We start from the raw sequence: 26,495 nt of genomic DNA on the forward strand, positions 1-26,495 counted from the left end.
ATATATAAATCTATAAATGCCAAATGAAAAATCATTTGGCATTTAGTCTGCGAGGACAATTTATGTATTATCCTTTTAAATTTAGACCAATCTACAAAGATTATATCTGGGGAGGACGATATTTTGAAAAATTGGGCAGAAAGCTCCCCGAAGGGTTAGTTGCAGAAAGCTGGGAGGTGTCCTGTCATAAAAACGGGCTTAGTGTAGTAGCAAATGGTGAATTTGCAGGACGGACACTTACCGAGCTTATAGAGTCTGATCCGGTAAATATTGTAGGCTTAAATTTTCCTTCAAGGTGCAAAGAAATACCTATACTGATAAAACTTATAGATGCAAACGACAAATTATCTGTTCAGGTACATCCAGATGATAACTATGCTGCAGTTTTTGAAAATAGCTTGGGAAAAAATGAAATGTGGTATATAATAGATACAAAACCAGGAGCAAAACTGGTTGTTGGCCTGAAAAAAGATGTTACCAGAGAAAAATTCTTAAGGGCTGTCAAAGAAAATCACTTGGAAGAATGCTTGTTACAAGTAGAGGTTATGCCGGGAGATGTTATAAATATACCTGCAGGAACAATCCATTCTATAGGTGAAGGTATTGTCATAGCGGAAATACAACAGACCTCAGATATTACTTACAGACTATTTGACTACAACAGAGTTGACAGAAACGGAGTAGGGCGTCAGCTTCATCTTGACAAAGCCATTGATGTAATTAATTTTAAAAATGAAAACCGAAATATAAAATGTGAAGGCGTGAAAGTTAAAGTTAATGAAGCATGTTCTAAGACAGTATTTGTTGCAAACAGATATTTTGCATGTGAAAGATATGAATTAAGTGGGGAAGTTGTAGAAAAATGTGATGGAAGTAAATTCTATATTTACATATTTGTGGAAGGTAATGGGGTGATTAAAGCAGAAAAAGCAAATGTAAAAGTTAACGCTGGAGAAACAGTATATCTGCCTGCCGCCTTGGGCGAATACTCTGTTTCAGGAAAGCTAAAGGCTTTAAAGGCATATATACCTGACTTAATAAGCGATATTGTAAACCCAATGAGAAATGCAGGATGCGCAAACAGCCAAATTTACAAGTTACTAACTCTTAGTTAACAATAAAAACATGGAGGGAAAAAATGATTGAAATAAACAATTTGACAAAAAGCTATAGTAAGTTCAAAGCAGTTGATGGAATTTCATTGACAGCAAAGCCAGGTGAAATAACTATACTTCTAGGACCTAACGGTGCAGGAAAATCTACAACAATTAAGAGCATTGCCGGACTCTTAAAGTTTGATGGTGAAATAACAATATGGGGTTTTCCAAATAAAACAGTTGATGCAAAGCAGGTGTTTGGTTATATACCCGAAACGCCTGCTTTGTATGACTTGCTGACTCCCATGGAACACGCAGAATTCATTGCTAAGGCCTACAAACTGGAAACAGGATGGGAGGACAAAATAAACGCTATATTTGAAAGACTCGAAATCTTTGATAAAAAGGACAAATACGTAAGAGAGCTTTCGAAAGGTATGACCCAGAAGCTTAGTATTGCACTGGCCATGCTTATTGAACCCAAAGCGGTACTTTTTGATGAGCCATTAGTTGGTCTTGATCCAAAAGCAATAAATGAGGTTTTAAAGATATTCCAAGAGCTTAAAGAACAGGGGAAGAGTGTTCTGGTTAGCACTCACATAATTGATACAATAAATGATGTTTGGGATAGAGCATACATAATGAATAAAGGTAAAATAGTTTCAGAGATTACAAAACAGGAGCTAGACGGAAGGGATTTAAAAACAATATTCTTTGAACTCACCGGGGAGGAAGAAGAATGCAGGCAATAATGTATTTAATTAAACGCTCCTATATAAATAAGATGAAACGTTCATTTAAAAGTGTTCCATCTGCCATTCTGACCATACTAGCTGTGGTTGGATTTATACTTATTTTTATTTCGTCTTTTAAAATGAAAAAGGCTCCGTTTCAGAGTATCTCTACAGAAACAATTATTGCAGCAATTGTACTTTTCTTGGGAGTATTATTATACAGTTCGTTTCTTTCAAAAGATACGGGAATATTGACAATGGCAGATGCTAACTTCCTTTTTACAGGGCCCTTTGAAAAAAGACAGGTACTGATGTATCTTTTGGTTTCTGTAGCACCTGCTTCGCTGATGATGGGTTTCTTTATGTGCTTTTACCTTCCATTGTTAATTGGGCCGGCATTGAGTTTTATAAAATATTTGATAACCCTTGTAATTATTAGTCTTTTCCTTGGAGTTATCTTTCTTTCGTATTATTATATTTACATAGTTGACACTGAGAATGCAGACTTCAAGAAAAATTCAAAGAAGGTTTTCTGGATTTTTATAGGGGTGCTTGCAGCTGTTTTTGCAGTAATGTTCTTTAATAATGATTTTGAATTAAAGACTACAGTTAAAAATTACTTTGAAAGCTCCTGGTATAATTGGGTACCGCTTTTTGGTTGGACAAAATGGGCTATAAGTTCACTTTTGACAGGAAATATACTCACCGGATTTGTTCCGGCTGTATGTTTGCTTCTGGCTGTAAATGCCTTTCTTTGCATTATGCTGTATAATGTAAAAGCTGATTTCTATGAAAAAACTTTAGAAGACTCGATTAATCTCCAAAAGATAATGGATGATATTAAGACATCGGGTAAGGCTGATTCACATGCTTTTTCAAAGTTAAAAAACAAGTCTGTCTCTGTTAAATTTGGAGTCGGAGCAGCTGCAATATATTCAAAGCAGATGTTGGAAAGCAAAAAACTCGGTTTATTAGCCAGTACCAGGGAAATATTACTACAATTGTTCTACGTGGCTTTTGGTTTACTTTTTGGATTGGATTTCAGCTTTGTAATGGCAATGGTGGGTTTCGGGGCTTTGTCCATGTCTCTTAATGATTCATGGCACAAGGATTTTAAGAAACCTTACGTTTTTCTGATTCCAGAAAGCTCATTCAAAAAACTTATTTATTCTGTATTGCCGGGACTATTTAAAACAATGGTAAACGGTGCAGTAGCTCTTATAATTGCGGCTATAGCTTACAAACTCAGTCTTACCAATGGGATTAATTATGTACTTGTATTTTTTAGCTTTGCCATACTTTTTGTTTTTGCAGAGGTCTTTACATACAGGTTAATAGGTTCAAATTCCAATGCAGTAGTAGTTACAATGCTCAGAATGCTATTTGCAATTGCTGCCTGTATACCTGCCATAATAATATTAGTAGTAATAGCCGTTATTTCAAATGGTATACCAAATGTTATAGAAACATCTATATGCATGCTGGCTGTAAATATTGCCATTTCCATATTATTGGCGTATCTTAGCAAAGGTATTTTTGAGCAGAGCGAACTTATGGAATAACATGTATTATGTTTGACACATAAATTTCTTTATTGTAGAATAGCTATGAAACGAGATCAAGAAGGTCTCCCTGATTAACACTTATTATTTATTTTAAAATTAATTAGACCCAAGAAGGGCTAGAATTTACATACCCTTATGGGTCTATTATTATGTGAAAGGGGAAGATCAGCAATGCATATGGGAGATTTTATGCTGTCTCCAGCAGTCGGAGGTACAATGATGACTGCAGCCGTTGGAACAGCGGCAGTTTCAATAAAAAAAGTAAGGGACATGGATGAGAAAAAGATTCCTTTAATGGGAGTAATGTCCGCTTTTGTTTTTGCAGCACAAATGATTAATTTTACTATACCGGGAACAGGTTCAAGCGGACACCTTGCGGGGTCAATAATGCTTGCAATTCTGCTAGGGCCATATGCCGGATTTTTGTCAATGGCGGCTATTCTTCTTATACAAGCACTGTTTTTTGCTGATGGAGGACTTCTTGCCTACGGCTGTAATGTGATAAATATGGGTTTTTTTGCCTGTTTTATCGCATATCCGCTGATATACCGTACTATAACAAAAAAAGGGCTGACCAGAACAAGATTAATGACAGGAAGTATTCTGGCCAGTGTGGCTGCATTACAGATGGGGGCTTTCAGTGTGGTAATTCAAACACTGCTGTCAGGGAAAACAGAGTTGCCATTTACTCAGTTTGCACTTGCCATGCAGGGAATTCATCTGGCAATAGGAGCTGTAGAAGGTGTAGTAACAGCCGGGGTAGTATCATTTGTATGGAAGGTAAGACCTGATATAATTAGTACCCAACCTGCTGAAAAAAGTAAGCAGGGTTATAAGTCTGTGATTGTTGGTTTTCTTGCTGCTGCATTGCTTCTGGCAGGGGGTATATCACTCTTTGCATCTGCAAATCCCGATGGCTTGGAGTGGTCAATTGGAAAGGTAGCAGGGGATAAAGAAATAAAAGGGGAAACCAGAGTACACAAATCCCTTGAAAAAGCGCAACAGGATATTGCAGTGTTGCCGGATTATAGTTTTAAGAAACAGGAAAATGCTGATGAAGCTGTAGGAAAGGTTGTTTCCGGCTTGGTAGGCTCAGGTATTACCGTGGGCTTGGTACTAGCCGTTGGCTACTTGATAAAGCTGATAAAACGGAAGAAAGCTAAATAAACAGTTAATTTTGGAGTGTTTTATGACAGATATAGCAGGAGCATTATATGAAATAAAGCATTTGGATGAACTATCTAAAAGAGATAATATAATAAATAATATTCACCCACTGGTAAAACTCATTGTTACTTTGGCTTATATAGGAATACTTGCATCCTTTGATAGATATGAGGTATTTGCACTTGTTCCGTTTATAATGTATCCTGCTGCCGTCATGATTATTTGCGAAATACCTGTGGGTAAGATTATCAAAAGGGTTCTGGCTTTAGAACCTTTTATTATTGTGGCCGGAATACTTAATCCCATATTGGATAAAAATACCATTTATATTGGAACTGTATCCATTTCAAGTGGATGGCTGACACTAATTTCCCTTATAATAAAAAGTACACTTATGGTCTCGGCGGGCTTTCTGCTAATTGCATCTACAGGAATTGATGATATAGCAGGAGCAATGAGTCTGGTGAAAGTACCATCCATATTTGTACTGTTGTTTTTGCTGACATACAGATATATTTTTGTCCTTATGGATGAGGCTGAAAGACTAATAAAAGGTTATACATTAAGAGCACCTGGTCAAAGAGGCGTAAAAATTAAGATTTGGGGCCCAATGATTGGACAGTTGCTTCTAAGGAGCTTTAACCGTGCCCAAATAATATATCAGTCTATGGTTTTAAAGGGGTATAATGGAAAGTATAGTGTTTCAGCAGATAAGAGTTTCAGATATGCAGAGGGAATTTATCTGTTGGTATGTGTGGCGTTTTTTATAATGTCAAGACTGATTAATATACCCATGGTTATAGCGGGGATTTTTCATTGAGAATTTTATGGAGGTCTTATGAGTCATCACAAAATAGAATTGGAAGAAGTCAGCTTCCATTATCCTGATGGGTATCAGGTAATTGACAATGTCACTTTTATGCTTGGACATGGGGAATCGGTAGGTGTTGTTGGAGCCAACGGAGCCGGTAAATCAACATTGCTTTCCCTATTAACGGGAATACTGTTTCCTCAGAAAGGGAGCGTAAGGGTTGGGGATATTCCTGTTACAAAGAAAACACTTACAGATATAAGGCGTAGTATAGGTCTTGTATTTCAAGAACCTGATGACCAGCTATTTATGACATCGGTATATGATGATGTGGCATTTGGGCCAAGGAACTATCGTTTGGATGAAAAAGAGGTGGAGCGAAGAGTAAATCATGCCTTGGAAGAAGTTGGAATAACTCATCTGAAGGATCGTCCTCCATACAAGCTTTCCGGTGGAGAAAAGAAGCTGGCAGCTATAGCAGCGGTTATTTCCATGGAGCCTGATATACTTATAATGGATGAACCTACCGCTTCATTGGATCCAAAGGCAAGACGCAAGGTAATGAATATTCTTAAAGGGTTCAGTCATACAAAAATTATAACAAGTCACGACTTGGACATGATAATGGATATGTGTGATAGGACAATAGTTTTAAAAGATGGCAAAATAGCAGCCGATGGGTCTACGGTGGATATTTTGGGAGATAGTGCTCTTATGGATTGGTGCGGTCTTGAGATACCTCTTGCAATGCAAAACTGTCCTATATGTAAGAAATCTAAATTTATGTGATTTTGTGTTTATGTAAGAAAAAATATGTTCAATACTTTACAGAATGTATTTATTACTTATAATGATAATAGAATGTTTGTAAGGTCAATCTTATAAGAGGACTGTAATGAATGGTAGGCTGAACAGTTTAAAGCTGCTATTGAGGAATTGTCCGATATATATTTTGTGTGATAGTAATGGTTGGGGGGATATATGCGGATTGCAATTATAGATGGTCAAGGCGGAGGCATAGGTAAACTTATTATTGAAAAGCTCCGGGCTTCATTTGGCAATGAAATTGAGCTGCTTGCATTAGGAACAAATGCACTTGCTGCATCATTAATGCTAAAGGCAGGGGCAAATGAAGGAGCCTCCGGTGAAAATGCAATTTTAATTAATGCGTCAAAGGTGGACATAATAATTGGGACGATAGGGATTGTATGTGCAAACTCAATGTTGGGCGAACTTACACCTGTAATGGCAGCTGCTATTGCACAAAGTCCGGCGGTTAAAATATTGATTCCTTTAAATAGATGTAATATTATGGTGACTGGAACTTGTGATGAACCGCTTCCCCATCATTTGGATGATGCAATAGCTATGGTTGGAAACGTAATAAGGAGTGATAAAAGTGTGCGAGGCTAATGTATATCTTGTAGATAAGGACGGTAAGGAGACTCTTGTTCTTGATTCTGTGGACAAAGTAATTCCTGATAAAGATGAAATAGTACTGGAAAATATCTACAATGAAAGAAAGACTGTAAGAGCAAGAATAAAAGAAATGGAGCTAGTTGAACATAGAATTATTTTGGAAAGTATTGATTGATATTGTAAACAATTTTGGTATATAGGATAGTGATAATATTGTATTTAGTTTGTTATAAAACTTTGTGTTTTTGCGGAGGGTTGGTAATGGATAAGGTACCAAAACTCTCTCTTTATTTTTATAACAAAGCTCTCAACATTTGTTTAAAAAAAGGTTTGGAAGTTGACTTTATAGATTTATTGCTTAATATTGCGGTGACTCTTGATTCACTTGGAAAACAGAAAGATGCTATTAAAACATACAAAAAAGTTTTAGAAATTAATCCACATGAAGCCAGAGCGTATTACGGTTTGGCGATAATATATGATGATAGGAAGGATTTTGATAAAGCTATTGAAATGTACAAAAAGGCCATTGAAAAAAATCCTGATTATGCAAAAGCATATTTTTTTCTTGCCAACTCATGTGATGAGGGCGGGCGAAAAGAAGAAGCAGCTGAGTACTACAAAAAGGCAGCAGAACTTGAGCCGTACCATTTCTGGGCATACAACAATCTTGCTGCCGTTTACGAAGAAATGGGGAAGTATGACAAAGCCCTGATTGCTATAAGAAGAGGTTTGGAACTGGAGCCCGACCATTTTAAGGCGCTTTTTAATGCAGGAGTAATTATGAATAGGCTTGGCTATACTCAGAAGGCTATAGCATATTATAATACATCTATAGAAAAGAACCCCAGATATCCTTATAGCTATCTGAATCTTTCTCTTATATATATGGAGGAAAACGACATAGAGAAAGCAATAGAGGTTATTTCAAATGGGATAAGATATAATGCTGATGCTTCTTTTTTGTACTACAACAGAGCTTGTTTTTACGTTCATACGGGTGAGCTGAATCTTGCCTTAACCGATTTAATTACCGCAACAGATTTAAGCAGTGAGTTGGAAGAATTCATGAAAACCGATAATGAAATAGACCCTTTAAGGGAAATGGAATTGTATAAAAAAAGATTTGCATATGTTTAGAAATATATAAAAAACCTAATTCATTAGGTTTTTTTATTATGAATTGCAAATGCAATTATTTACAGTAAAGTTCAAGATATTACAATCAAAATCAATAATTTACAATAAAGTTCAATAAATTACAATAATATTATTTACAAATAATATTATATATGGTAATTTTATATTTGAAGATATCATTTGATTTGTACTTCAGATAACTCTACGTAAATGCATACGTTGCTTATTTGGAGATCAAATATAATTAATTAAAAGCATTGACATCTGATTTATTATTTGGCAAAAATCCCGGCGGATATATTCCGTCGGGATTTTTGTTAATAAATATATATAAGACTTGAAAATCACTATTTTATTTTCAAAATAATATTATTTAATTCAGGCACAATATTTTTAAGTTTAGTCAAGTCCTTATCATCTAGACTAGATAATTTTTCCATAAACAAACTTTTGGCTTTGTTTTCAATATCGTGTAATAAAGTACATGCTTTTTCAGTCAATTTAACCATTATTATTCTTCTGTCATTGGGATTATCATATCTGTCTGCATAACCTTCGGCAATAAGCTTGTCAATAATGGGTGTCATATTTGGCCTTGAAATTATCAAGTCATTGGCCAACTGAGATACCGGACATGGACCGATTTTTGCCAACCTGAACAGTACTTTGGTATGGGACGGCGGAATGGGCAGTCCTTTAAACATAGCCGATGGATTAAATATTCTGCTGCTTAAATTAAGTACAAGTAAAAACAAATCATCCGATACACTGTTAATTTCTTCTTCGGGTAACATTCCACTAACTCCTTTTAGTTAAGTAAACCACTATATTTCAACAAACAAGACATAGAATAAATATCTGCGTATATTTATTTGAATATAGTAGTATCATTTTATATTGTAATTATAAACGATTTGAATTAGTAATACAATCAAATTGTTATTGACATAGAATAGTTATATAAATATAATTAAAAAATGAATTACTAATAATATACATAATATAAAGGTAAATTGGATATGGTCTTGAATATAAATTTGATTTACGGCAAGACTTTACCCTGTTGCAGAAAGGAGTAATACATGGGAAAGTTAATGAGACATTTGAAACCTCATATACTATCAATTCTTGGCATAGTGATATTATTATTTGTCCAAGCATATTGTGATTTATCTTTGCCGGACTATATGTCTGACATTGTAAATGTAGGTATTCAACAGGGAGGTATTAAAAATGCCGTACCTGATATAATCAGAAAAACTGAGATGGACAAAATAACTTTTTTTATGGATGAAAATGATAAAAAAATAGTTTTAGACAATTATGCTTTAATTGAAAAAGGTAAAGCATCTCAGGATGATATGGATAAGTATTCAAAAAAATATCCTGAAATTAATAATACCGATGTTTACAAACTGAATACAAAGGACAGTGAGGTTATTGACAAGATAAATACTGCTGTTGGAAAGCCAATGCTGTTTGTAGGTGCTATCGAAGGCACAATCAAAATGTCGGATAACTCATCGGAAAGTAATAGTGATACAGCTAATAACAGTGAGATGGAGAAATTATTTGCCAATGTTCCCCCAGGAACAGACCCATTTACTGTTATTGCGCAGCTTCCCAAAGAACAATTAGATGGTATGATGAAAACGGTAAATGATAAATTTGCTGCTATGCCTGACAGCATAATCACTCAGGGTGCAGTTAAATACGTTCAAGGGGAATATAAAGCCCTAGGTAGAGACACTGGAAATCTTCAATCAAACTATATAATTATAGCCGGTTTGAAGATGCTTCTTATATCTCTTATCAGTATGGCCGCTACTGTTACGGTTGGTTTGATGGCAGCAGTAGTAGCAGCTAGTGTCAGCAGTAGCCTAAGAAAAAATGTATTTGAAAATGTAGTTGGATTCTCAAATGCCGAGTTTGATAAATTCTCAACATCTTCTCTTATTACAAGAAGCACCAACGACATACAGCAGGTACAGATTTTTCTGGTTATACTTCTGCGCATAGTGTTCTACGCACCTATCTTAGGTATAGGCGGTGTTATAAAGGTTTTGAATACCGATACCAACATGACATGGGTAATAGGTGTTGCCGTTTTGGCTATAATGGTTTTAGTTGTAATACTATTTGCTGTTGCAATGCCAAAATTCAAAAGTATGCAAAAGTTGGTTGATAAACTAAACCTTGTAACACGTGAAGCCTTGACCGGTATGCTAGTAATCAGAGCTTTCGGTACACAGAAAACTGAAGAGGAAAAATTTGAACAGGCAAATACCAATTTTACAAGAACAAATCTATTTGTTGGTAGAATCATGTCAGCAATGATGCCTGCAATGATGCTTATAATGAATGGTGTTATGATATTGATAGTGTGGGTAGGTGCACACCAGATAGACTTGGGGAATATGCAAGTTGGTAATATGATGGCATTTATACAATATGCTATGCAGATTATAATGGCCTTCCTGATGATTTCAATAGTATCCATAATTCTACCTCGTGCATCAGTTTCAATAGCGCGTATAGGAGAAATTATAGACACAAAAGGCTCCATTAAAGACCCTGCAGTATCAAAAGATTTTGTGAGTGGAATGAAGGGTACTGTAGAATTTAAAAATGTTTCATTTAAATATCCCGGTGCAGAGGATGATGTTATATCTAACGTAAACTTTACTGCAAAACCTGGTCAGACTACTGCATTTATAGGAAGTACGGGAAGTGGAAAATCAACTCTTATTAATTTGATACCTAGATTTTATGATGTTACTGAAGGACAGGTTCTTATTGATGGAGTTGATATTAGAGATGTTTCCCAACATGATTTAAGAGAGAAAATTGGTTATGTACCACAAAAAGGAATTTTGTTTTCAGGTACAATTGAAAGTAACCTTAAATACGGTAATGAGTCAGCAACAGAAGAAGATATCAGAACTGCCTCTGAAATCGCACAAGCTATGGACTTTATAAGTGAGAAGGAAGAAGGCTTTGCGACTGAAATATCACAAGGCGGTACCAATGTGTCTGGTGGACAGAAGCAAAGACTTTCAATAGCACGTGCTCTTGTTAAAAAACCTGAAATATTTATATTTGATGATAGTTTTTCTGCATTGGACTTTAAAACAGATGCAGCAATAAGAAAGGCACTTAAAGAAAAGACAGAGGGCGCAACAGTACTTGTTGTAGCACAGAGAATAAGCACTGTAATGTCTGCGGATCAGATACTTGTTCTGGATGAAGGCCAGGTTGTAGGTATTGGAACTCATAAGGAACTAATGGAAACTTGTGATGTTTATAAACAGATTGCCTTATCTCAGTTATCAAAGGAGGAATTGGCATGAGTGGAAAATCAGTAAAGCATGAGAGAACAAAAAAACAAGGGTTTATGGGCGGTCGTGGTCCAATGGGAATGAAAACAGAAAAGGCCAAGGACTTTAAAGGTACAATGAAAAAATTGCTAACCTATATGAAACCCTACAGATTCTCTATTATAATAGTGCTTATATTTGCTGTGGGCAGTGCCGCATTTTCCATTGTAGGACCAAAGATATTGGGAAAAGCGGTTACAAAGATTTATCTTGGTTTGGTGGATAAAGTCAGTGGTACAGGTAATGGAATTGACTTTGAATATATTGGAGAAACACTATTATTTCTTATAGGCTTGTATGCGATAAGTGCTATATTCTCATTCGTGCAGGGTTATGTAATGGCAGGAGTAGCACAGAAGGTTTCGTATAGTATGAGAAAAAATATTTCTCAGAAAATAAACCGCATGCCATTAAAGTTTTTTGACAAAGTTACTCATGGAGAAGTTTTATCAAGAGTTACAAATGATATTGATACTGTTAGCCAAACATTAAATCAAAGCTTGTCACAGATGTTTTCTTCTTTTACATTACTTATTGGCGTATTGATAATGATGTTGTCAATAAGCTGGATTATGACATTAGCATCTGTACTTATAATACCTTTATCAGTTATTCTAATATCTGTAATTGTTAAAAAGTCACAGAAGTACTTTAAAGATCAACAGGAATATTTAGGCCATGTTAACGGTCATGTTGAAGAAATATATAGCGGACACAACATAATGAAGGCCTTTAACGGTGAGAAAAAAGCAATTGAACAGTTTGACAGTCTCAATGATACACTGTATAAATCAGCTTGGAAATCACAGTTTCTTTCCGGTATGATGCCACCAATAATGATGTTTGTAGGAAATATAGGTTATGTTTTGGTAACTATACTGGGTGGATGGCTTACAATCAAGAATAAAATTGAGGTTGGAGATATTGTTTCATTCATTCAATATGTTCGTACATTCCAACAGCCAATAGGTCAGGCGGCACAGATTGCAAATGTTCTTCAGTCCACAGCAGCTGCTGCCGAAAGAGTTTTTGCTTTCCTTGAAGAAGAGGAAGAAGTAGAGGATATTTCAAACCCTGCGGATACTTCAAATATTAGAGGCGAAGTTGAATTTAAAAATGTTCACTTTGGATACAATCCTGAGAAAATCATAATCAATGACTTCTCAGCAAAGGTAAAACCGGGTCAAAGAGTGGCTATAGTTGGTCCTACAGGAGCAGGTAAGACAACAATGGTTAAACTTTTAATGCGCTTTTATGATTTAAACAGCGGTGGCATATTTATTGACGGTATTAATATTAATGATTTCAAACGAAATGATTTACGTGATTTGTTTGGAATGGTTCTTCAGGATACATGGCTGTTTAATGGAAGTATAATGGAAAATATCCGTTACGGAAGATTGGATGCAACTGATGAAGAGGTTAAGGAAGCAGCCAAGGCAGCGCATGCCCACCACTTTATAAAGACGCTTCCGGAAGGCTATAACATGATTTTGAATGAAGAGGCCAGCAATGTATCACAAGGTCAGAAACAGCTACTTACAATAGCCAGAGCTATTTTGTCAAATCCTAAGATTCTTATTCTGGATGAAGCAACCAGCTCAGTTGATACACGTACGGAAGTATTGATACAAAAGGCTATGGAAAACTTAATGAAGGATAGAACAAGTTTTATCATTGCTCACAGACTGTCAACAATCAGAGATGCAGACTTGATTCTGGTTATGAAGGACGGAGATATCGCAGAGCAGGGTAACCATGAGGAACTCCTTGCTGCAAACGGTTTCTATGCCTCATTGTACAACAGTCAGTTTGAAACTGAGGAAGCATCATAAAATACAAACATTTAATAATAAGGGGCTATCACAAAACAGAATGCTTTCTGTTTTGTGATAGCCCCACTTAATTTTGACCGGATAAAGTTACTTTATCTTCCTGCACTCCAGATAGAAACGTTTTTCTTCCGCTTCTCCCATGGAGAAGGTTTTCCTTGGCAAAGCGCCATCTAAAATAACAGTTTTGAAAAGGTCTGTTTTATTCATTGAGGGCAGATAAATGCCCAGGTTTCCAGTTTGTGACCCTAGTCTTGTTACAACATCCTCACCGTGAATATAATCTATTTTTACTTGAGGGTGTTCTTTTATGTAATAATCCAGAAAAGCTTGAAGTGTACCTACTTCCAGATTACTTACAGGATTATTAATTGTAATTTCTCCTGAGCCTTCTGAGGTTATGTACTTAAATACATGTGGTTTTGAATTTTTACTACATGTATTGTTTTGGTAGTAAGCAGAAAATTCATTTAAAAGGTTTTTTGCATCTACATTAAACAAAACTCTATGAATAGGTTCAAATACAAGGCCTTCATCATGAACATTTACCAACTCCACTAATGCATATCTTGCAGGATGATTTTGCTGCTCTTCATAGGAAAGACCTGATTTTACGTTTTCCCAGTGGCCTTTTGCCGAGGCAAGAGAATGATTACCGTCACCTACTGCAAAAAGCAGTACATCTTCCTGATTTTCTAGACCATATTTTTCACGGAAATTTTTTAAATCAGCAAGTTGTGACAGAGCCTCTGCAACGGAGGAAAGATCTTCTTCGTCAGATACTTGATACCCTTTTATGTGTCCTCCGTTCATCATAAGCTCGAAGTCATAAAGTTTTTCAAGTTTATCAGCTTTTTGAGCTAGAGGTTCAATAACCTTTTTGTCAGGATCGTCTATTAGAACCATAATATGAGGCAGTTCTATTGGAGCATTCTGACGAATTTTTATACGGGGGGGAAGTCTCTCTATGACTGTACCCTCGGTAGCTCTTATCAATGTACAAGAACCTTTTGTATAGCTATAACATTCAAGATCAAGTGCAACCATAAGCCCTTTTCTGGACTGGGTATGGGAAGTTTGCCTGTCTACAAGGATAAAACATTCATCAAGTTCATTTAGTGTACCTGATTGTATATAGTTATCCATGTTACTGTTAATGGTATTTATTCTGGTGTCACTGTCACCATCCTCCAAATACACCTCTGGGAATATTATATTATAGGTGGAGGGACTATCCTTAGTAATGTCTGCAACTTTTTCCCAGTAACTGCGCTCAGATGTATATTGGTCACATGCAACAACAGCCCATTTTTCAAGTTGACATTTTGAATCAGGGAGCATGATTTTAGGAATTTTTAAACCTAATTTTGATAGTATTTTTTTGTAATTATCCATCATATACCTCACAATTTAGCGAATTAAAGTGTTCATGTAAATTCTACATTAATTGCACTTTTTAGTCAATTTAACACACCCATTTCCATAATAAATTTTGGTTTGATTAATTATTCAATTTCTCTGAATGATTTAAAAAATAAAAGAAATAATAATGTGTGTACAAATTTGTGATAGAAGAACAACAAAGTGCAGGTGAGCAGAATGTTGAGTATGTACAGCCATGTATTAGGACTGCCAGTAATAAGTGCAAGCAATGGATTAAAAATAGGAAATCTAAAGGATGTAATATTTTCCAGAGAAAATAAGGGCGTAGTAGCTTTTGTAATGGAAAAAGGAAGTAATCCTGTAAAAGGTAACGTGGTAATGCTGCATGATGTTTTGAGTCTGGGTAATGATGCATTGATAGTTAGTAGTCCGGACTGTCTGCTCAATTACAGAAAGTTTAAGAAATCCTTTGAAGAAAGCGAGAAAATACAGCTTCGGGGATTGAAAATATATACCAGGCAAGGAGAGGATATAGGGGTTGTTCAAGATATCCTTTTTGACTACAGAACAGGCAAGGTTGAAGGAGTGCAGGTTTCTGACGGCTTGGTTCAGGATATTTTGAAAGGAAGAAGTATCCTACCTTTTATCGGTAAAGTTGAAATAAGCAATAGTAATATTTTAATTGAAAACGGGGCAGTTGAAGAAATGGTAAGTACAGGTGGAGGATTACGAAGTCGGCTTGGAAACGATACTATAATGTAAAACAGGAGGAGTGATTTATGTTGAGAAATTTTACTAAAGGTTTGGTAGTCGGAGGATTAATTGGAGCTTCTATAAGTGTCTTAACAAATCCTGAGGTAGTTGATCCCAGAATGAGGAGAAAAATGATGAAATCTGGGAGAAAAATATTACACAGGTCAAACAATATGTTTGGTGAAATGATTCATATGTTCAGGTAAAAAGGATATTAAAAATACTGGAAGATTAGGCAGGGGTCTGCTGTAAAATCCGTATTCAGCAGACCCCAAATACCATAAATGGAGTGAGCTATGACTAAGACAAAAAAAGCAATACTTTACATAATATTGATATTTTTAGTGCTTGGTACAGCAGTATTTTTCTATTTCTATATTGACAAAATAATTAAGATTCTTTATCCGTTTTTTATTGCTTCCTTAATTGCGTACATTATATATCCCCTGGTTATAAGATTTGAACGTAAAGGAGTAAAAAGAAGCGTATCAATAATTTTAATTTATATATTTATTGCTTTGACTCTGATTTTTTTTGGTATTTACGTTATGCCAGAAGTCTTAAGTAACGGAAAGGAGCTTTTTAAAACTTTACCCAATATTACAAGTAGTTATCGGGAGTATTTTAACAATTGCATATCTAAAATAAAGGCAAGTAAATGGCCCCCGGAAGTGAAAGACCTTATTTTCAATGAAATTAACTATGGTGCCGGGTTCCTGCAGGTTTATGCAGCAAGGGTGATGAAGAAAACACTCTCTGTACTTGCTTCTTCAATAGTAATTATGCTTAACATAGTACTGTCCATGATAATAGCATATTACTTTTTGAAGGATGCAGAGGTTTTAAAAAATTCTACCCTTATGCTTGTTCCGAAGAAAATGAGAAATGATGTTATAAATACAGGCAGAGAATTGAATTCAATAGCTACCCATTTTATACAAGGACAGCTTACTACAGCACTTATTGTTGGGATTATGGAAACTATTGGACTTTATCTTATAAAAATAAAATATCCATTTGTTCTTGGACTCTTTGGGGGAGTGGCAAATATAATTCCCTATTTTGGCCCGTTTCTAGGAGCTATACCGGCAGTTGCGGTGGCTTTACTACAATCGCCCTATAAGGCGGCTTTGGCGGCACTTGTTTTTATAGTGGTTCAGCAAATTGATAATGCATTTATATCTCCTAAAATTATTGAAGGAAAGTTGGGGCTTCACCCTGTGACAACAATTCTTGCGGTACTAGTGGGGGGAGAATTTTTCGGTATAATAGGGATGTTGATAGGAGTGCCTGTGGCGGCAATGTTGAAAGTCATTCTTAAAAAGATAATAGATTTGATAGTATAGACTATATTGCTTTAACTAAAAAGATTATTTATTATATAAATAAAAAGAGTGCAGAAACGGAGAAGATATGAAACTTAAAAGAAAGACTAAATTAATTATAATTGTTGTAATAGCTGGATTATTGATTTTATATGGTATACTTGACAGAATTTTTTCCTTCAATTTGAACCCCAAAACAGTAAATAATGTGGGTATGGTGCTTATGATTCTGGCTTTTGCGCTGCTTTTCAGTGACACAAAAAGAGATAACAGTTCATCAACTAATGAAAAAACGGATATTACAACTAATGATGATGAAAAAGAAAATCACTCTTGACAGTAATGCTCATATTATATATCATAAATTTAATAAAATTTTATAAAGAAGTGCTATGAGATAAAGGCTGTGAACAAGAGGAGTATACAGTTTTGTTGATACCCAAAGAGAGAAGCGGTTGGTGAAAAGCTTCGGATCTGAACTGTAGAAGGTAGCTTGGGAGCTCTGCACCGAAGTAATAGTAGGCTGCAGCGGAGTTGCGAACGTTAACTCGTTTAAAGATCATCAATAAATTTATAGGATTTTGACCTATAACATTTATTCGTGAATTTTGGTGGTACCGCGAAATAAGACTTCGTCCAAATATTGGACGGAGTTTTTTTATATAACTGAGAAAGGAGAAAGCATATGAAACCTATTGAAATATTGGCTTTGGTCTTAATGGCTATTGGATTTATTAGTGTTTATATGGCAAAAACAATAGTGAGAAAGTTTGATTTGGCAAAAAAACAGACTTGTGAGCATGAAGCAGAAATGACCGCAGAGGAAGTTGAGGAATATAAGTTTAACAAGGCTGTTTTTAATATAAAAATATCAGGATATCTTGTGGCAACACCAGGAATTGCTTTATTAGTTATTTTCAGATAGTTGTTATTTTAGAATGAAGAGGAGGTTGTTTTTATGGATGAAAAGCAAAACATAGCTAAACAATACGATCCGGGACAGGTTGAGGACCGGCTATATAAAAAATGGATGGATGAAGGTTATTTCCATGCAGTAGCTGACAAGAGCAAAAAACCTTTTACAATTGTGATTCCTCCGCCAAACATAACAGGGCAGCTTCATATGGGGCATGCTCTTGATAATACTCTACAGGACATTCTTATAAGAACAAAGAGAATGCAGGGCTACTGTGCATTGTGGCTTCCGGGAACTGACCACGCCAGTATTGCAACAGAAGCAAAGCTAGTTGATGCATTGGCAAAAGAGGGGATATCAAAGGATAGCCTTGGACGTGAGAAATTTCTTGAAAAGGCTTGGGAATGGAAAAAAGTTTATGGCAGCAGGATAGTTGAACAGCTAAAAAAACTTGGAAGCTCCTGCGATTGGGAACGTGAACGTTTTACAATGGACGAGGGACTTTCCAAAGCAGTTCAGGAAGTTTTTCTGAAGCTCTATGATAAAGGACTTATATACAAGGGTGAAAGAATTACAAACTGGTGTCCTAAGTGTAATACTTCAATATCAGATATAGAAGTTGAGTATGAGGAACAGGCGGGAAACTTCTGGCATATCAAGTATCCTGTAAAGGACTCTGATGAATTTGTAATAATTGCAACTACCCGTCCTGAAACTCTCTTGGGTGATACTGCTGTAGCAGTAAATCCTGAAGATGAGAGATACACGCACTTGGTAGGAAAAACCTTGATTCTGCCTTTGGTAAACAAAGAGATACCTGTAATAGCTGACTCTTATGTTGATAAGGAATTCGGTACAGGCTGCGTTAAGATAACACCTGCTCATGACCCAAATGACTATGAAGTTGGCCTTCGTCACAATCTGCCTCAGATAAGGATAATGAATGACAATGCCATAATGAATGAAAACGCAGGACAATACAAGGGCATGGATAGGTACGAAGCCAGAAAGAAAATGGTAGAGGATTTGGAGAAGCTGGGACTTCTGGTTAAGATTGAACCACATTCACATAATGTAGGTACTTGCCAGAGATGTAAAACAGTTGTTGAACCTCTTATTTCAAAACAGTGGTATGTTCGTATGAAGCCATTGGCTGAACCGGCTATAGATGTTGTAAGAAATGGAACAATCAAATTTGTACCTGAGAGATTTTCAAAAATATACTTTAACTGGATGGAAAATATTCAGGATTGGTGTATTTCAAGACAGCTTTGGTGGGGACACAGAATTCCTGCATACTATTGTCAGGAATGCGGACATATGATGGTTCAGGAAACTGCTCCTGATACTTGTTCCAAATGCGGAAGCAAAAGAATTGAACAGGACCCGGATACACTGGATACATGGTTCAGTTCAGCATTGTGGCCTTTTTCAACACTAGGCTGGCCTGAAAAAACAGAAGATTTGGAATATTTTTATCCTACAGATGTACTGGTAACAGGCTACGATATAATATTCTTCTGGGTTGCAAGAATGATATTCTCAGGTATGGAGCATATGAAGCAGGAGCCTTTCAAGTATGTATTCATACATGGTATTGTGAGGGATTCACAGGGGAGAAAGATGAGTAAATCCCTTGGAAATGGAATAGACCCTTTGGAGGTAATAGCCCAGTACGGTACAGATGCATTGAGATTTGCTCTTACAATTGGAAACTCACCAGGAAATGATTTGAGATTCTCTCCTGAAAAGGTTGAATCTGCAAGAAACTTTGCTAACAAGGTATGGAATGCATCAAGATTCGTTCTTATGAATTTTGATGAAGACCTTGATTTTAGCAAGGTAGACAAGAAGAAATTTTCTATTGCAGATAAATGGATTTTGAGCAGAATAAATACAGTAACTAAAGAGGTTACTGAAAATATTGAGAAGTTCGAGCTTGGCCTCGGTTTGCAGAAAGTATACGACTTTATATGGGAAGAGTTCTGTGACTGGTACATCGAGATGGTTAAGCCAAAACTTTATGACAGGGAAAGCGAAGGAAGGCTGGAAGCTCAGTATGTTCTAAACTTTGTTCTTGGAAACGCTATGAAGCTGCTGCATCCGTACATGCCTTTTGTAACTGAGGAAATCTACACACACCTGATTAATGACGGCAGAAGCATAATGATTTCCCAATGGCCGGAGTACAGCGAAGAACTGAATTTTGCAGAAGACGAAGCAAAAATGGCCATCATCATGGATGCCATTAGAAGCATAAGAAATACCCGTGCTGAAATGAATGTTCCGCCTTCAAGAAAAGCAAAGATTATATTTGTTGCAGCTGGTGAAACAGAAAAAGCTACTCTGACAGAGGGAACTTCTTTCTTCCAGAGACTTGCAAGTGCATCTGATGTAACAGTACAGCTTAACAAAGAAGGAATTCCTTCTGATGCGGTAGGAGCAGTTGTTCATGGCGCAGAAATATTCATTCCTCTTGATGAGCTGATAGACATTGAGAAAGAAATCGAAAGACTGGAAAAGGAAAAGAAAAACCTTGAGGGAGAACTAAAAAGAGTAAAAGGAAAGCTCAGCAATGAAGGTTTTGTTGCAAAAGCTCCACAAAAGGTAATAGAAGAAGAAAAGGCAAAACAGGCAAAATACCAGGATATGTACGACAAGGTAGTTGAGAGATTGGAAAGCCTGAAAAAGTAAGTATCATAACATAAGAGAATCGGTTTTATCCAAGTAGACTTAATAGTCAGTTTGGTAAGACTGGTTCTTTTGTTTTTCATTTATTTTTAGTGCTGATGGATGTAAACAGTATTTATCAGGATTTTCAGTATGTGAAATAATGGATTATTTCTATAAAAATCATAAAGGATATCAAGGCATACATACGCCTGTTGTAGCAGTGCTTGATACTGGAGTAAGCAAAAATGTTGATATAATTGATAGTGTCATATATTTTAAAGATTTTATAAATAATAAAGGTGATTACTATGATGATAATGGACACGGTACCAAGGTTTGCGGAATAATAACAGGAAATGGAAAAAACTCCATGGGAAGGTATAAGGGGCTATCAGATAAGACTGATTTGGTAGTATTAAAAATTGCCGACTCCAATGGAAATGTCGTTTTAGCTTCACTTATTGATGCATTACTATGGTTGGACAATAACGTAGAAAAGTATAATATTAGAATAGCTTGTATGTCCTTCGGGTTTGATACAATCAATTCTACTATTACTATAAATTACTTGGATTTACTCATCAAAAACTTAATAGATAAGAACGTATTATTTGTTTCTTCGGCAGGTAACCGAGGTGGTATGGATGGTTTAGTTACTTTTCCGGGATCCTTGGAAAGAGTTATAACTGTAGGAAGTATTAGCTTCAATCCAAAACAGGATAAAGATATTACTGAATCAATAATTAGCGCTTTTTCAAGTATCAAAACCGAAAGTAACGTACAAAAGCCGGATAATTATGCCCCTGGTGAGAATATCATAGTACCATGTTGTGACACCAACGGAGGATTAAAATATGAAAGTGTTAACGGAACGTCTTTTAGTGCAGCGATTTTTTGTGGGCAATTATCCATTTACTGGGGTGAAAATTACTCGTTTTCAAGTATAGAAATGAAGGATTTGATTAAGAGAAATTCTAAAAATGGTATTTTAATGTAAAGGAGTATATTTAAATGTCAAAGTCCCAATTAATTTACAAAAAAGTATGTGTTATTTTAATGATTTCAATGTGTCTGACTATTTTCACTTCTTGTGATACAAAGTCAGAGCTACGAGCTAATACATACAATTTTGAATCACAAAAGGTTGATTTGAAGGTATTATCTGAAAAAATAGGATACTATAAAACTGATGACAACGGTTATGGCTTTTGGAATGAAGAGGCAAATACACCGGACATGTATAGTACATATTTTTCTGTTATGCTCCTGAAAAAAGCAGGCTACGATTTTGAGATGCCAAATGTAAAAGCATATGACCTTAGTCAGGTTATAAGTACGTCGTCATTATTTGATTTGTCTCAATACTGTGAGATATTCCAAAATGATATTAAGACAGATAATTCTTTAAGACAAAAAATATACGACTATACAATGTCACTAAAAGAAGATAACGGGACTTTCAAAATGAATAAGGATATTGAACCTGATACTTTATCAAATTACTGCGCAGTTAAAATATTAAACTATTGTAGTGAAAACTATGACTTTAGTGGAGTAAAAGAGTATATAGAGCAATATTTGAATAACCAACTTAAAACAGAAGATTTAAATATTTACTACGGTGATTTGCTTAATATATACAACACACTTCAACTTATGAAGGATAGTACTTTTGATGAAAAAATACGTAATTACGCAAATAAACATTTTACTAAATACCAACATCAAATTAATACTATGATGAAAACAGATAAATTAGATTTGCTGGCTTTTAATGTTTACTTCCAGTTTGTTAAAAAGCTTAACTTCAAAAATAATATACCCAAGGAAAATATTGCGGTATATATAAGTAGCTTAAAAAATAAAGACAACGGTTATGGTTATATGAAAGGGTCCCAAACTGACTTGCAGGTAACGTATGACGTTTCAGAAATTTGCGACTATTACAACATTGATATAAACTATGACAGCCTTGTTAACGTAATAATGAGACACCAATTAGTTACAACAAATTGGTTTATAACTACATCAATTGTTGAAAGCAGTATTGATTCAACATATTATGCTTATTTAATTTTAAAGGAATTAGGATTTGATTACAGCAAAGACATATCAGATTATTTAAAGAAGCATTCTATAAATGAATCTGACGTATACTATATTGCTCTTCAAAATTATTCTAATAAAGAAATCAATGGGCCTTCAGTTAATTCCAGAAATAATGCTATTAAGAATGTTACTAAGAAATTAGACCAAAGTAATGCTAAATCACTAATATTATTAGTGAATGATCCAAAGCTGCGACAGAGTATTCCATCAGAATCAAAAAGAAACATTAAGGAAATGGCAAAAAAGTATTTAAAGCAAAAAAAAGAAAAAGCAGCTTACAAATTATTTCTTATTTCATTATATAATTTAGAGGGTTCTGATAGATATTCTACAGAGATTTTAACTGACACTTTGAAGGAAGTACTCAATGAATTTCCTTGCTCCATTGAAACCTTATATGCGTTAATTATTGCTCTGGAAAGTAGTACGGATGAAAATTTAAACCTAAAAACTAAATGTTCAGATGTTGATTTTTTAAACTGGTGCAAATATGTCCTTAGCGAGACAGACCATGGTAATGGCATATTTTGTTACAACGGCGGAGAAGACAAATTCGCCGACTTTAAATCAATATATTTCGGAGTTTATTCAATGAATAGACTAAAAAAGTATCTGTAGTATTCGTGAATACCTATTCAATACACAATTATCCAAGGTAATAATAAAAGATATTAAACTTTTCAATACTCCTTTTCACTTTGGTAACAGTTTTATTATAAACCAATATACTGTTACTAGCTAAAACAAGTGAGAGGAGTATTTTTATGCTTAATAATATACGATATAGAAACATGAACCCATACCGCAATCTTGTAGCAGGAGTTGATACAAGAATTCCTCTGGACAATGGCTCATATACAACGGCAATTAATTTTGACAATGCTGCTACCACGCCTCCTTTTTTGTCTGTGATTAAAGATGTGGATAGCTTCATACCATGGTATTCATCTATCCATAGGGGTAAGGGGTATAAGTCTGTTGTGTCAACGAATTTATATGAAGAGGGACGCCAGATAATAAAGGATTTTGTGAAAGCTGATAGTGACAATGACACAGTAGTGTACACAAAAAACGCTACAGAATCAATAAATATACTTGCATACATACTTAGTCAGCAAAAAAACGGAAAGGACGTAGTTCTGTCCACTTGGATGGAACATGCTGCAAACGACCTGCCTTGGCGGGATAAATTCACTGTTGATTATATTGAAACAGATGAATTTGGAAGACTGTCCATGGATGATTTGGAGAGTAAGCTGAAAAAATATAAAAACAGGGTACGGCTTGTAACGGTTACGGGTGCCTCAAATGTTACCGGGTACATAAATGATGTTTATGCAATAGCTTCATTGGCACATAGGCATGGAGCAGAAATACACGTGGATGGAGCTCAGTTGGTGCCGCACTTGCCAGTGGACATGAAGCCTTTTGGTACAGTTTCTCATATTGATTATCTCTCATTTTCAGCCCATAAAATGTATGCTCCTTATGGCAGCGGCTCCTTGATAGGACCGAAATCATCATTTGAAAATGGCCTGCCCTATTGTCAGGGAGGAAGTGCAATAGCCCTGGTTACACATAATAAAATATGGTGGGAGGAGCCCCCGCATAAGGACGAGGCAAGTACACCAAATCTGTTGGGAATAATAGCATTAATCTCCACAATCAAAACATTGACTTCATTAGGAATGGACAATATATTTAGGCATGAGAAGTCGTTGTTATATTATGCTTATGAAAAGATGAAAACTGTACCGGGAATTACCTTTTATAGTCATCCTGAAATTCAAGAGACTATTGGAGTTATTCCCTTTAATATGGAGGGGGTACACCACTCACTGATGTCGGCTATTTTATCATATGAAGCAGGTATTGCGGTAAGGAACGGCTTTTTCTGTGCCCATCCATATTGTGAGAGATTACTGGGATATTCAGCACAGGATATGGAGGATATGATGAGAGACCCCAAAAGTATATTCCCGGGAATCGTTAGGGCTAGTTTTGGTATTTATAATGAATTTAGCGAAATTGACAGATTTATTGCCTTTCTCAATCAGGTCGCTTTGAATAAAAAATATTATGTTGATAAATATAGCAATTCCAGAGGTAGATACAATATCAAAAACGAAGTTTAAATATACAAAAAAATACATAAATATGATACACTAAATAAAACCATAGTATTGCCCGCAGCGGGAAACAAGTATTGCTTGTGGTAAAAATGGAAAAAATAATAAAAATACATTTAGGTGATAAAAAAATGAATTATGGATTTGTTAGAGTTGCAGCAGCAGTACCTGATTTAAAAGTAGGGAATTGTGATTTTAATGCCGGGGAAATAATAAAGGCAGCCAGAAAAGCTGATAGTCAAGGTGCACAATTTGTTGTGTTTCCTGAACTGTCGGTTACTTCCTATACTTGTGGCGATTTGTTCTTACAAACTACTTTGCTAAAAAGAGCATTAAGTGCTCTGGAGACAGTAATTTCTGAAACAGCTCAGCTAGGATGTGTTATAATATTAGGTATGCCGCTGGCTTTGGGCAGTAGGCTGTACAATTGTGCTGTAATTATTAAAAGTGGAAGGATTCTGGGAGTTGTCCCAAAGTGCTACATACCTAATTACAGCGAGTTTTATGAGGCAAGATGGTTTTCGTCAGGGTTAGACAAGCCTGCCGAAACAATAAATATACTTGGAAATACCGTACCTTTTGGATTTGACATATTATTTGAAGCCGAAAACGTGGATGGTTTGTGTTTCGGAATAGAAATATGTGAAGATTTATGGGTTCCAATCCCTCCAAGCTGTAATCAGGCTCTCAATGGAGCAACGCTTTTGTTTAATCTGTCTGCAAGCAATGATATTGTAGGAAAGCATGAATATAGGGAAGAACTCATAAAGATGCAGTCAGCAAAATGTTCAGCTGCATATGTTTATGTATCATCGGGCCCTAATGAATCAACTACTGATTTGGTTTTCGGAGGACATTCACTTATTAGTGAATACGGCTCGGTACTTGCCCAAACAGAGAGATTTTCATTTGATGAAAAAATGATTATTTCAGATATAGACATACAGAGACTTGTAAATGAAAGATTTAAGAATTCGGCTTTTAAGCATAAAACAAATGATGTAAATTTCAGAAAGGTACCATTTACTGTATATGAGCATAAATTCAGTAAACTGTTAAGGTGGATAGATCCTAATCCTTTTGTTCCATCTGATTCAAATGCAAGAAACAAGAGGTGCGAAGAGATATTCAATATTCAGACTTCAGGTTTGGGAAAAAGACTCAAGCACACAGGCCTCGACAAATGTGTTATAGGGATTTCCGGAGGACTTGATTCAACTTTGGCATTGTTGGTTATTGTAAAGACCTATGATAGATTGGGATTGGATAGAAAGAACATTCACGCAGTTACAATGCCCGGATTCGGAACCTCAGCAAATACACTGGGTAATTCCTTGGAACTCATGAGGCTGATGAATGTCACAACTCATCGTATAGATATAAAGGAAGCTTGTTTAAAGCACTTTGAGGATATTGGCCATGATCCTTTAAATTATGATGTCACCTATGAGAATGTTCAGGCTAGAGAACGAACTCAGATATTGATGGATATGGCAAATAAGATTGGTGGACTTGTTATAGGTACAGGTGATTTATCGGAGTTGGCATTGGGATGGGCAACATATAATGGAGACCATATGTCAATGTATGGGGTAAACTCAGGTGTTCCAAAGACATTGGTAAAATACTTGGTGCAATGGTGTGCAGACTATTTGTTTGACAATGACATTAGAAATGTACTGTTAAGTGTTTTGGACACTCCCATAAGTCCCGAACTTCTTCCTACAGACAAGGAAGGCTGCATACAACAAAAGACAGAGGATATTGTAGGACCTTATGAGCTTCATGATTTTTATCTTTACCATTTGGTAAGATACGGGGCTGAGCCTGATAAGATTTACAAGCTTGCTGAGCAGGCTTTTGAGGGTAAATACGAAAAAGCTATTATAAAGAAATGGCTTGAAACATTCTTACGCAGGTTCTTTAGCCAGCAGTTCAAGCGTTCATGTCTGCCGGATGGTCCAAAAGTGGGTTCAATTAGTCTTTCTCCACGAGGTGACTGGCGAATGCCTAGTGATGCCGATGTGGGAATATGGTTAAATAAATTAACTGATTTATAAGTTTT

Annotated in this window: 23 protein-coding genes and 1 other annotated feature; of the genes, 21 read left to right on the top strand and 2 right to left on the bottom strand. The window is 35.7% G+C overall.

Annotation, left to right across the window (positions count from 1 at the left end; all coding sequences use genetic code 11):
- Positions 1–62 precede the first annotated feature (62 nt).
- From K412_RS0112510 to K412_RS0112550, 9 genes are all read left to right on the top strand, one after another.
- Positions 63–1,115 (top strand): type I phosphomannose isomerase catalytic subunit, encoded by a 1,053-nt coding sequence (locus tag K412_RS0112510; RefSeq protein ID WP_024833430.1) that lies wholly within the window; start codon positions 63–65, stop codon positions 1,113–1,115.
- Between the two features lie 23 nt (positions 1,116–1,138).
- Positions 1,139–1,849 (top strand): ABC transporter ATP-binding protein, encoded by a 711-nt coding sequence (locus K412_RS0112515; protein ID WP_024833431.1) that lies wholly within the window; start codon positions 1,139–1,141, stop codon positions 1,847–1,849.
- Positions 1,837–3,393 (top strand): putative ABC exporter domain-containing protein, encoded by a 1,557-nt coding sequence (locus K412_RS0112520; protein WP_024833432.1) that lies wholly within the window; start codon positions 1,837–1,839, stop codon positions 3,391–3,393. The genes K412_RS0112515 and K412_RS0112520 overlap by 13 nt, the downstream gene beginning before the upstream one ends.
- 174 nt (positions 3,394–3,567) lie before the next feature.
- The gene (locus tag K412_RS0112525; RefSeq protein ID WP_024833433.1) at positions 3,568–4,563 is read left to right on the top strand and encodes an energy-coupling factor ABC transporter permease; all 996 of its coding nucleotides are present in this window, start codon (positions 3,568–3,570) and stop codon (positions 4,561–4,563) included.
- 22 nt (positions 4,564–4,585) lie between these two features.
- On the top strand, positions 4,586–5,383 hold the full coding sequence (gene cbiQ, locus K412_RS0112530; RefSeq protein ID WP_024833434.1) for a cobalt ECF transporter T component CbiQ: 798 nt from the start codon (positions 4,586–4,588) through the stop codon (positions 5,381–5,383).
- Positions 5,384–5,401: 18 nt separating this feature from the next.
- Entirely contained in the window at positions 5,402–6,163 is a 762-nt protein-coding gene (locus K412_RS0112535; RefSeq protein WP_024833435.1) for an energy-coupling factor ABC transporter ATP-binding protein, read from the top strand.
- 192 nt (positions 6,164–6,355) lie between these two features.
- A complete protein-coding gene (locus K412_RS0112540) occupies positions 6,356–6,787 on the top strand; it encodes a DUF3842 family protein (RefSeq protein WP_024833436.1) in 432 nt (143 codons plus the stop codon).
- Positions 6,774–6,968 carry a CooT family nickel-binding protein gene (locus K412_RS0112545; protein ID WP_024833437.1) on the top strand — a complete coding sequence of 65 codons (195 nt, stop codon included), beginning with the start codon at positions 6,774–6,776 and terminating at the stop codon, positions 6,966–6,968. Before K412_RS0112540 ends, K412_RS0112545 begins: the two co-directional genes overlap by 14 nt.
- Before the next feature lie 86 nt (positions 6,969–7,054).
- Positions 7,055–7,933 (top strand): tetratricopeptide repeat protein, encoded by an 879-nt coding sequence (locus K412_RS0112550; RefSeq protein ID WP_024833438.1) that lies wholly within the window; start codon positions 7,055–7,057, stop codon positions 7,931–7,933.
- 347 nt (positions 7,934–8,280) lie between these two features.
- On the opposite strand, the gene K412_RS0112555 is transcribed toward K412_RS0112550, so the two are convergent.
- A complete protein-coding gene (locus K412_RS0112555) occupies positions 8,281–8,727 on the bottom strand; it encodes a MarR family winged helix-turn-helix transcriptional regulator (RefSeq protein ID WP_024833439.1) in 447 nt (148 codons plus the stop codon).
- Positions 8,728–9,015: 288 nt separating this feature from the next.
- Between K412_RS0112555 and K412_RS0112560 the strand changes: the two genes are divergently transcribed.
- Both K412_RS0112560 and K412_RS0112565 read left to right on the top strand, forming a co-directional pair.
- Positions 9,016–11,283 carry an ABC transporter ATP-binding protein gene (locus tag K412_RS0112560; RefSeq protein WP_024833440.1) on the top strand — a complete coding sequence of 756 codons (2,268 nt, stop codon included), beginning with the start codon at positions 9,016–9,018 and terminating at the stop codon, positions 11,281–11,283.
- The gene (locus K412_RS0112565) at positions 11,280–13,145 is read left to right on the top strand and encodes an ABC transporter ATP-binding protein (protein WP_024833441.1); all 1,866 of its coding nucleotides are present in this window, start codon (positions 11,280–11,282) and stop codon (positions 13,143–13,145) included. Before K412_RS0112560 ends, K412_RS0112565 begins: the two co-directional genes overlap by 4 nt.
- 87 nt (positions 13,146–13,232) lie before the next feature.
- Here the strand turns inward: K412_RS0112565 and K412_RS0112570 are convergent, their stop codons facing one another.
- The gene (locus K412_RS0112570) at positions 13,233–14,537 is read right to left on the bottom strand and encodes a DUF1015 domain-containing protein (protein WP_024833442.1); all 1,305 of its coding nucleotides are present in this window, start codon (positions 14,535–14,537) and stop codon (positions 13,233–13,235) included.
- 204 nt (positions 14,538–14,741) lie between these two features.
- On the opposite strand from K412_RS0112570, the gene K412_RS0112575 reads away from it, so the two are divergent.
- The 10 genes from K412_RS0112575 (at position 14,742) to K412_RS0112620 (ending at position 26,490) form a co-directional block, all read left to right on the top strand.
- A complete protein-coding gene (locus K412_RS0112575; RefSeq protein ID WP_024833443.1) occupies positions 14,742–15,287 on the top strand; it encodes a PRC-barrel domain-containing protein in 546 nt (181 codons plus the stop codon).
- Positions 15,288–15,304: 17 nt separating this feature from the next.
- The gene (locus K412_RS0112580) at positions 15,305–15,484 is read left to right on the top strand and encodes a YtxH domain-containing protein (RefSeq protein WP_024833444.1); all 180 of its coding nucleotides are present in this window, start codon (positions 15,305–15,307) and stop codon (positions 15,482–15,484) included.
- A gap of 90 nt (positions 15,485–15,574) precedes the next feature.
- Positions 15,575–16,624 (top strand): AI-2E family transporter, encoded by a 1,050-nt coding sequence (locus K412_RS0112585; protein WP_024833445.1) that lies wholly within the window; start codon positions 15,575–15,577, stop codon positions 16,622–16,624.
- Positions 16,625–16,691: 67 nt separating this feature from the next.
- Positions 16,692–16,940: a hypothetical protein gene (locus tag K412_RS0112590; protein ID WP_024833446.1), complete on the top strand. Its 249-nt coding sequence runs from the start codon at positions 16,692–16,694 to the stop codon at positions 16,938–16,940.
- A 60-nt stretch (positions 16,941–17,000) separates the two neighbouring features.
- Positions 17,001–17,246: a binding site (T-box leader), on the top strand.
- A gap of 42 nt (positions 17,247–17,288) precedes the next feature.
- Complete coding sequence (locus K412_RS0112595; protein ID WP_024833447.1) at positions 17,289–17,528, top strand: hypothetical protein; 240 nt, start codon at positions 17,289–17,291, stop codon at positions 17,526–17,528.
- A 33-nt stretch (positions 17,529–17,561) separates the two neighbouring features.
- Positions 17,562–20,213 (top strand): valine--tRNA ligase, encoded by a 2,652-nt coding sequence (locus K412_RS0112600; RefSeq protein WP_024833448.1) that lies wholly within the window; start codon positions 17,562–17,564, stop codon positions 20,211–20,213.
- 139 nt (positions 20,214–20,352) lie between these two features.
- Entirely contained in the window at positions 20,353–21,189 is an 837-nt protein-coding gene (locus K412_RS21380; protein ID WP_024833449.1) for a S8 family peptidase, read from the top strand.
- A 14-nt stretch (positions 21,190–21,203) separates the two neighbouring features.
- Positions 21,204–22,919 carry a prenyltransferase/squalene oxidase repeat-containing protein gene (locus K412_RS0112610; RefSeq protein ID WP_024833450.1) on the top strand — a complete coding sequence of 572 codons (1,716 nt, stop codon included), beginning with the start codon at positions 21,204–21,206 and terminating at the stop codon, positions 22,917–22,919.
- A 146-nt stretch (positions 22,920–23,065) separates the two neighbouring features.
- A complete protein-coding gene (locus K412_RS0112615; protein WP_034847500.1) occupies positions 23,066–24,436 on the top strand; it encodes an aminotransferase class V-fold PLP-dependent enzyme in 1,371 nt (456 codons plus the stop codon).
- Between the two features lie 125 nt (positions 24,437–24,561).
- Positions 24,562–26,490: an NAD(+) synthase gene (locus K412_RS0112620; RefSeq protein WP_024833452.1), complete on the top strand. Its 1,929-nt coding sequence runs from the start codon at positions 24,562–24,564 to the stop codon at positions 26,488–26,490.
- Positions 26,491–26,495: the final 5 nt, after the last annotated feature.

The sequence above is a fragment of the Ruminiclostridium josui JCM 17888 genome, assembly GCF_000526495.1.
In the GTDB taxonomy this organism is placed as follows: Bacteria; Bacillota; Clostridia; order Acetivibrionales; family DSM-1351; genus Ruminiclostridium; species Ruminiclostridium josui.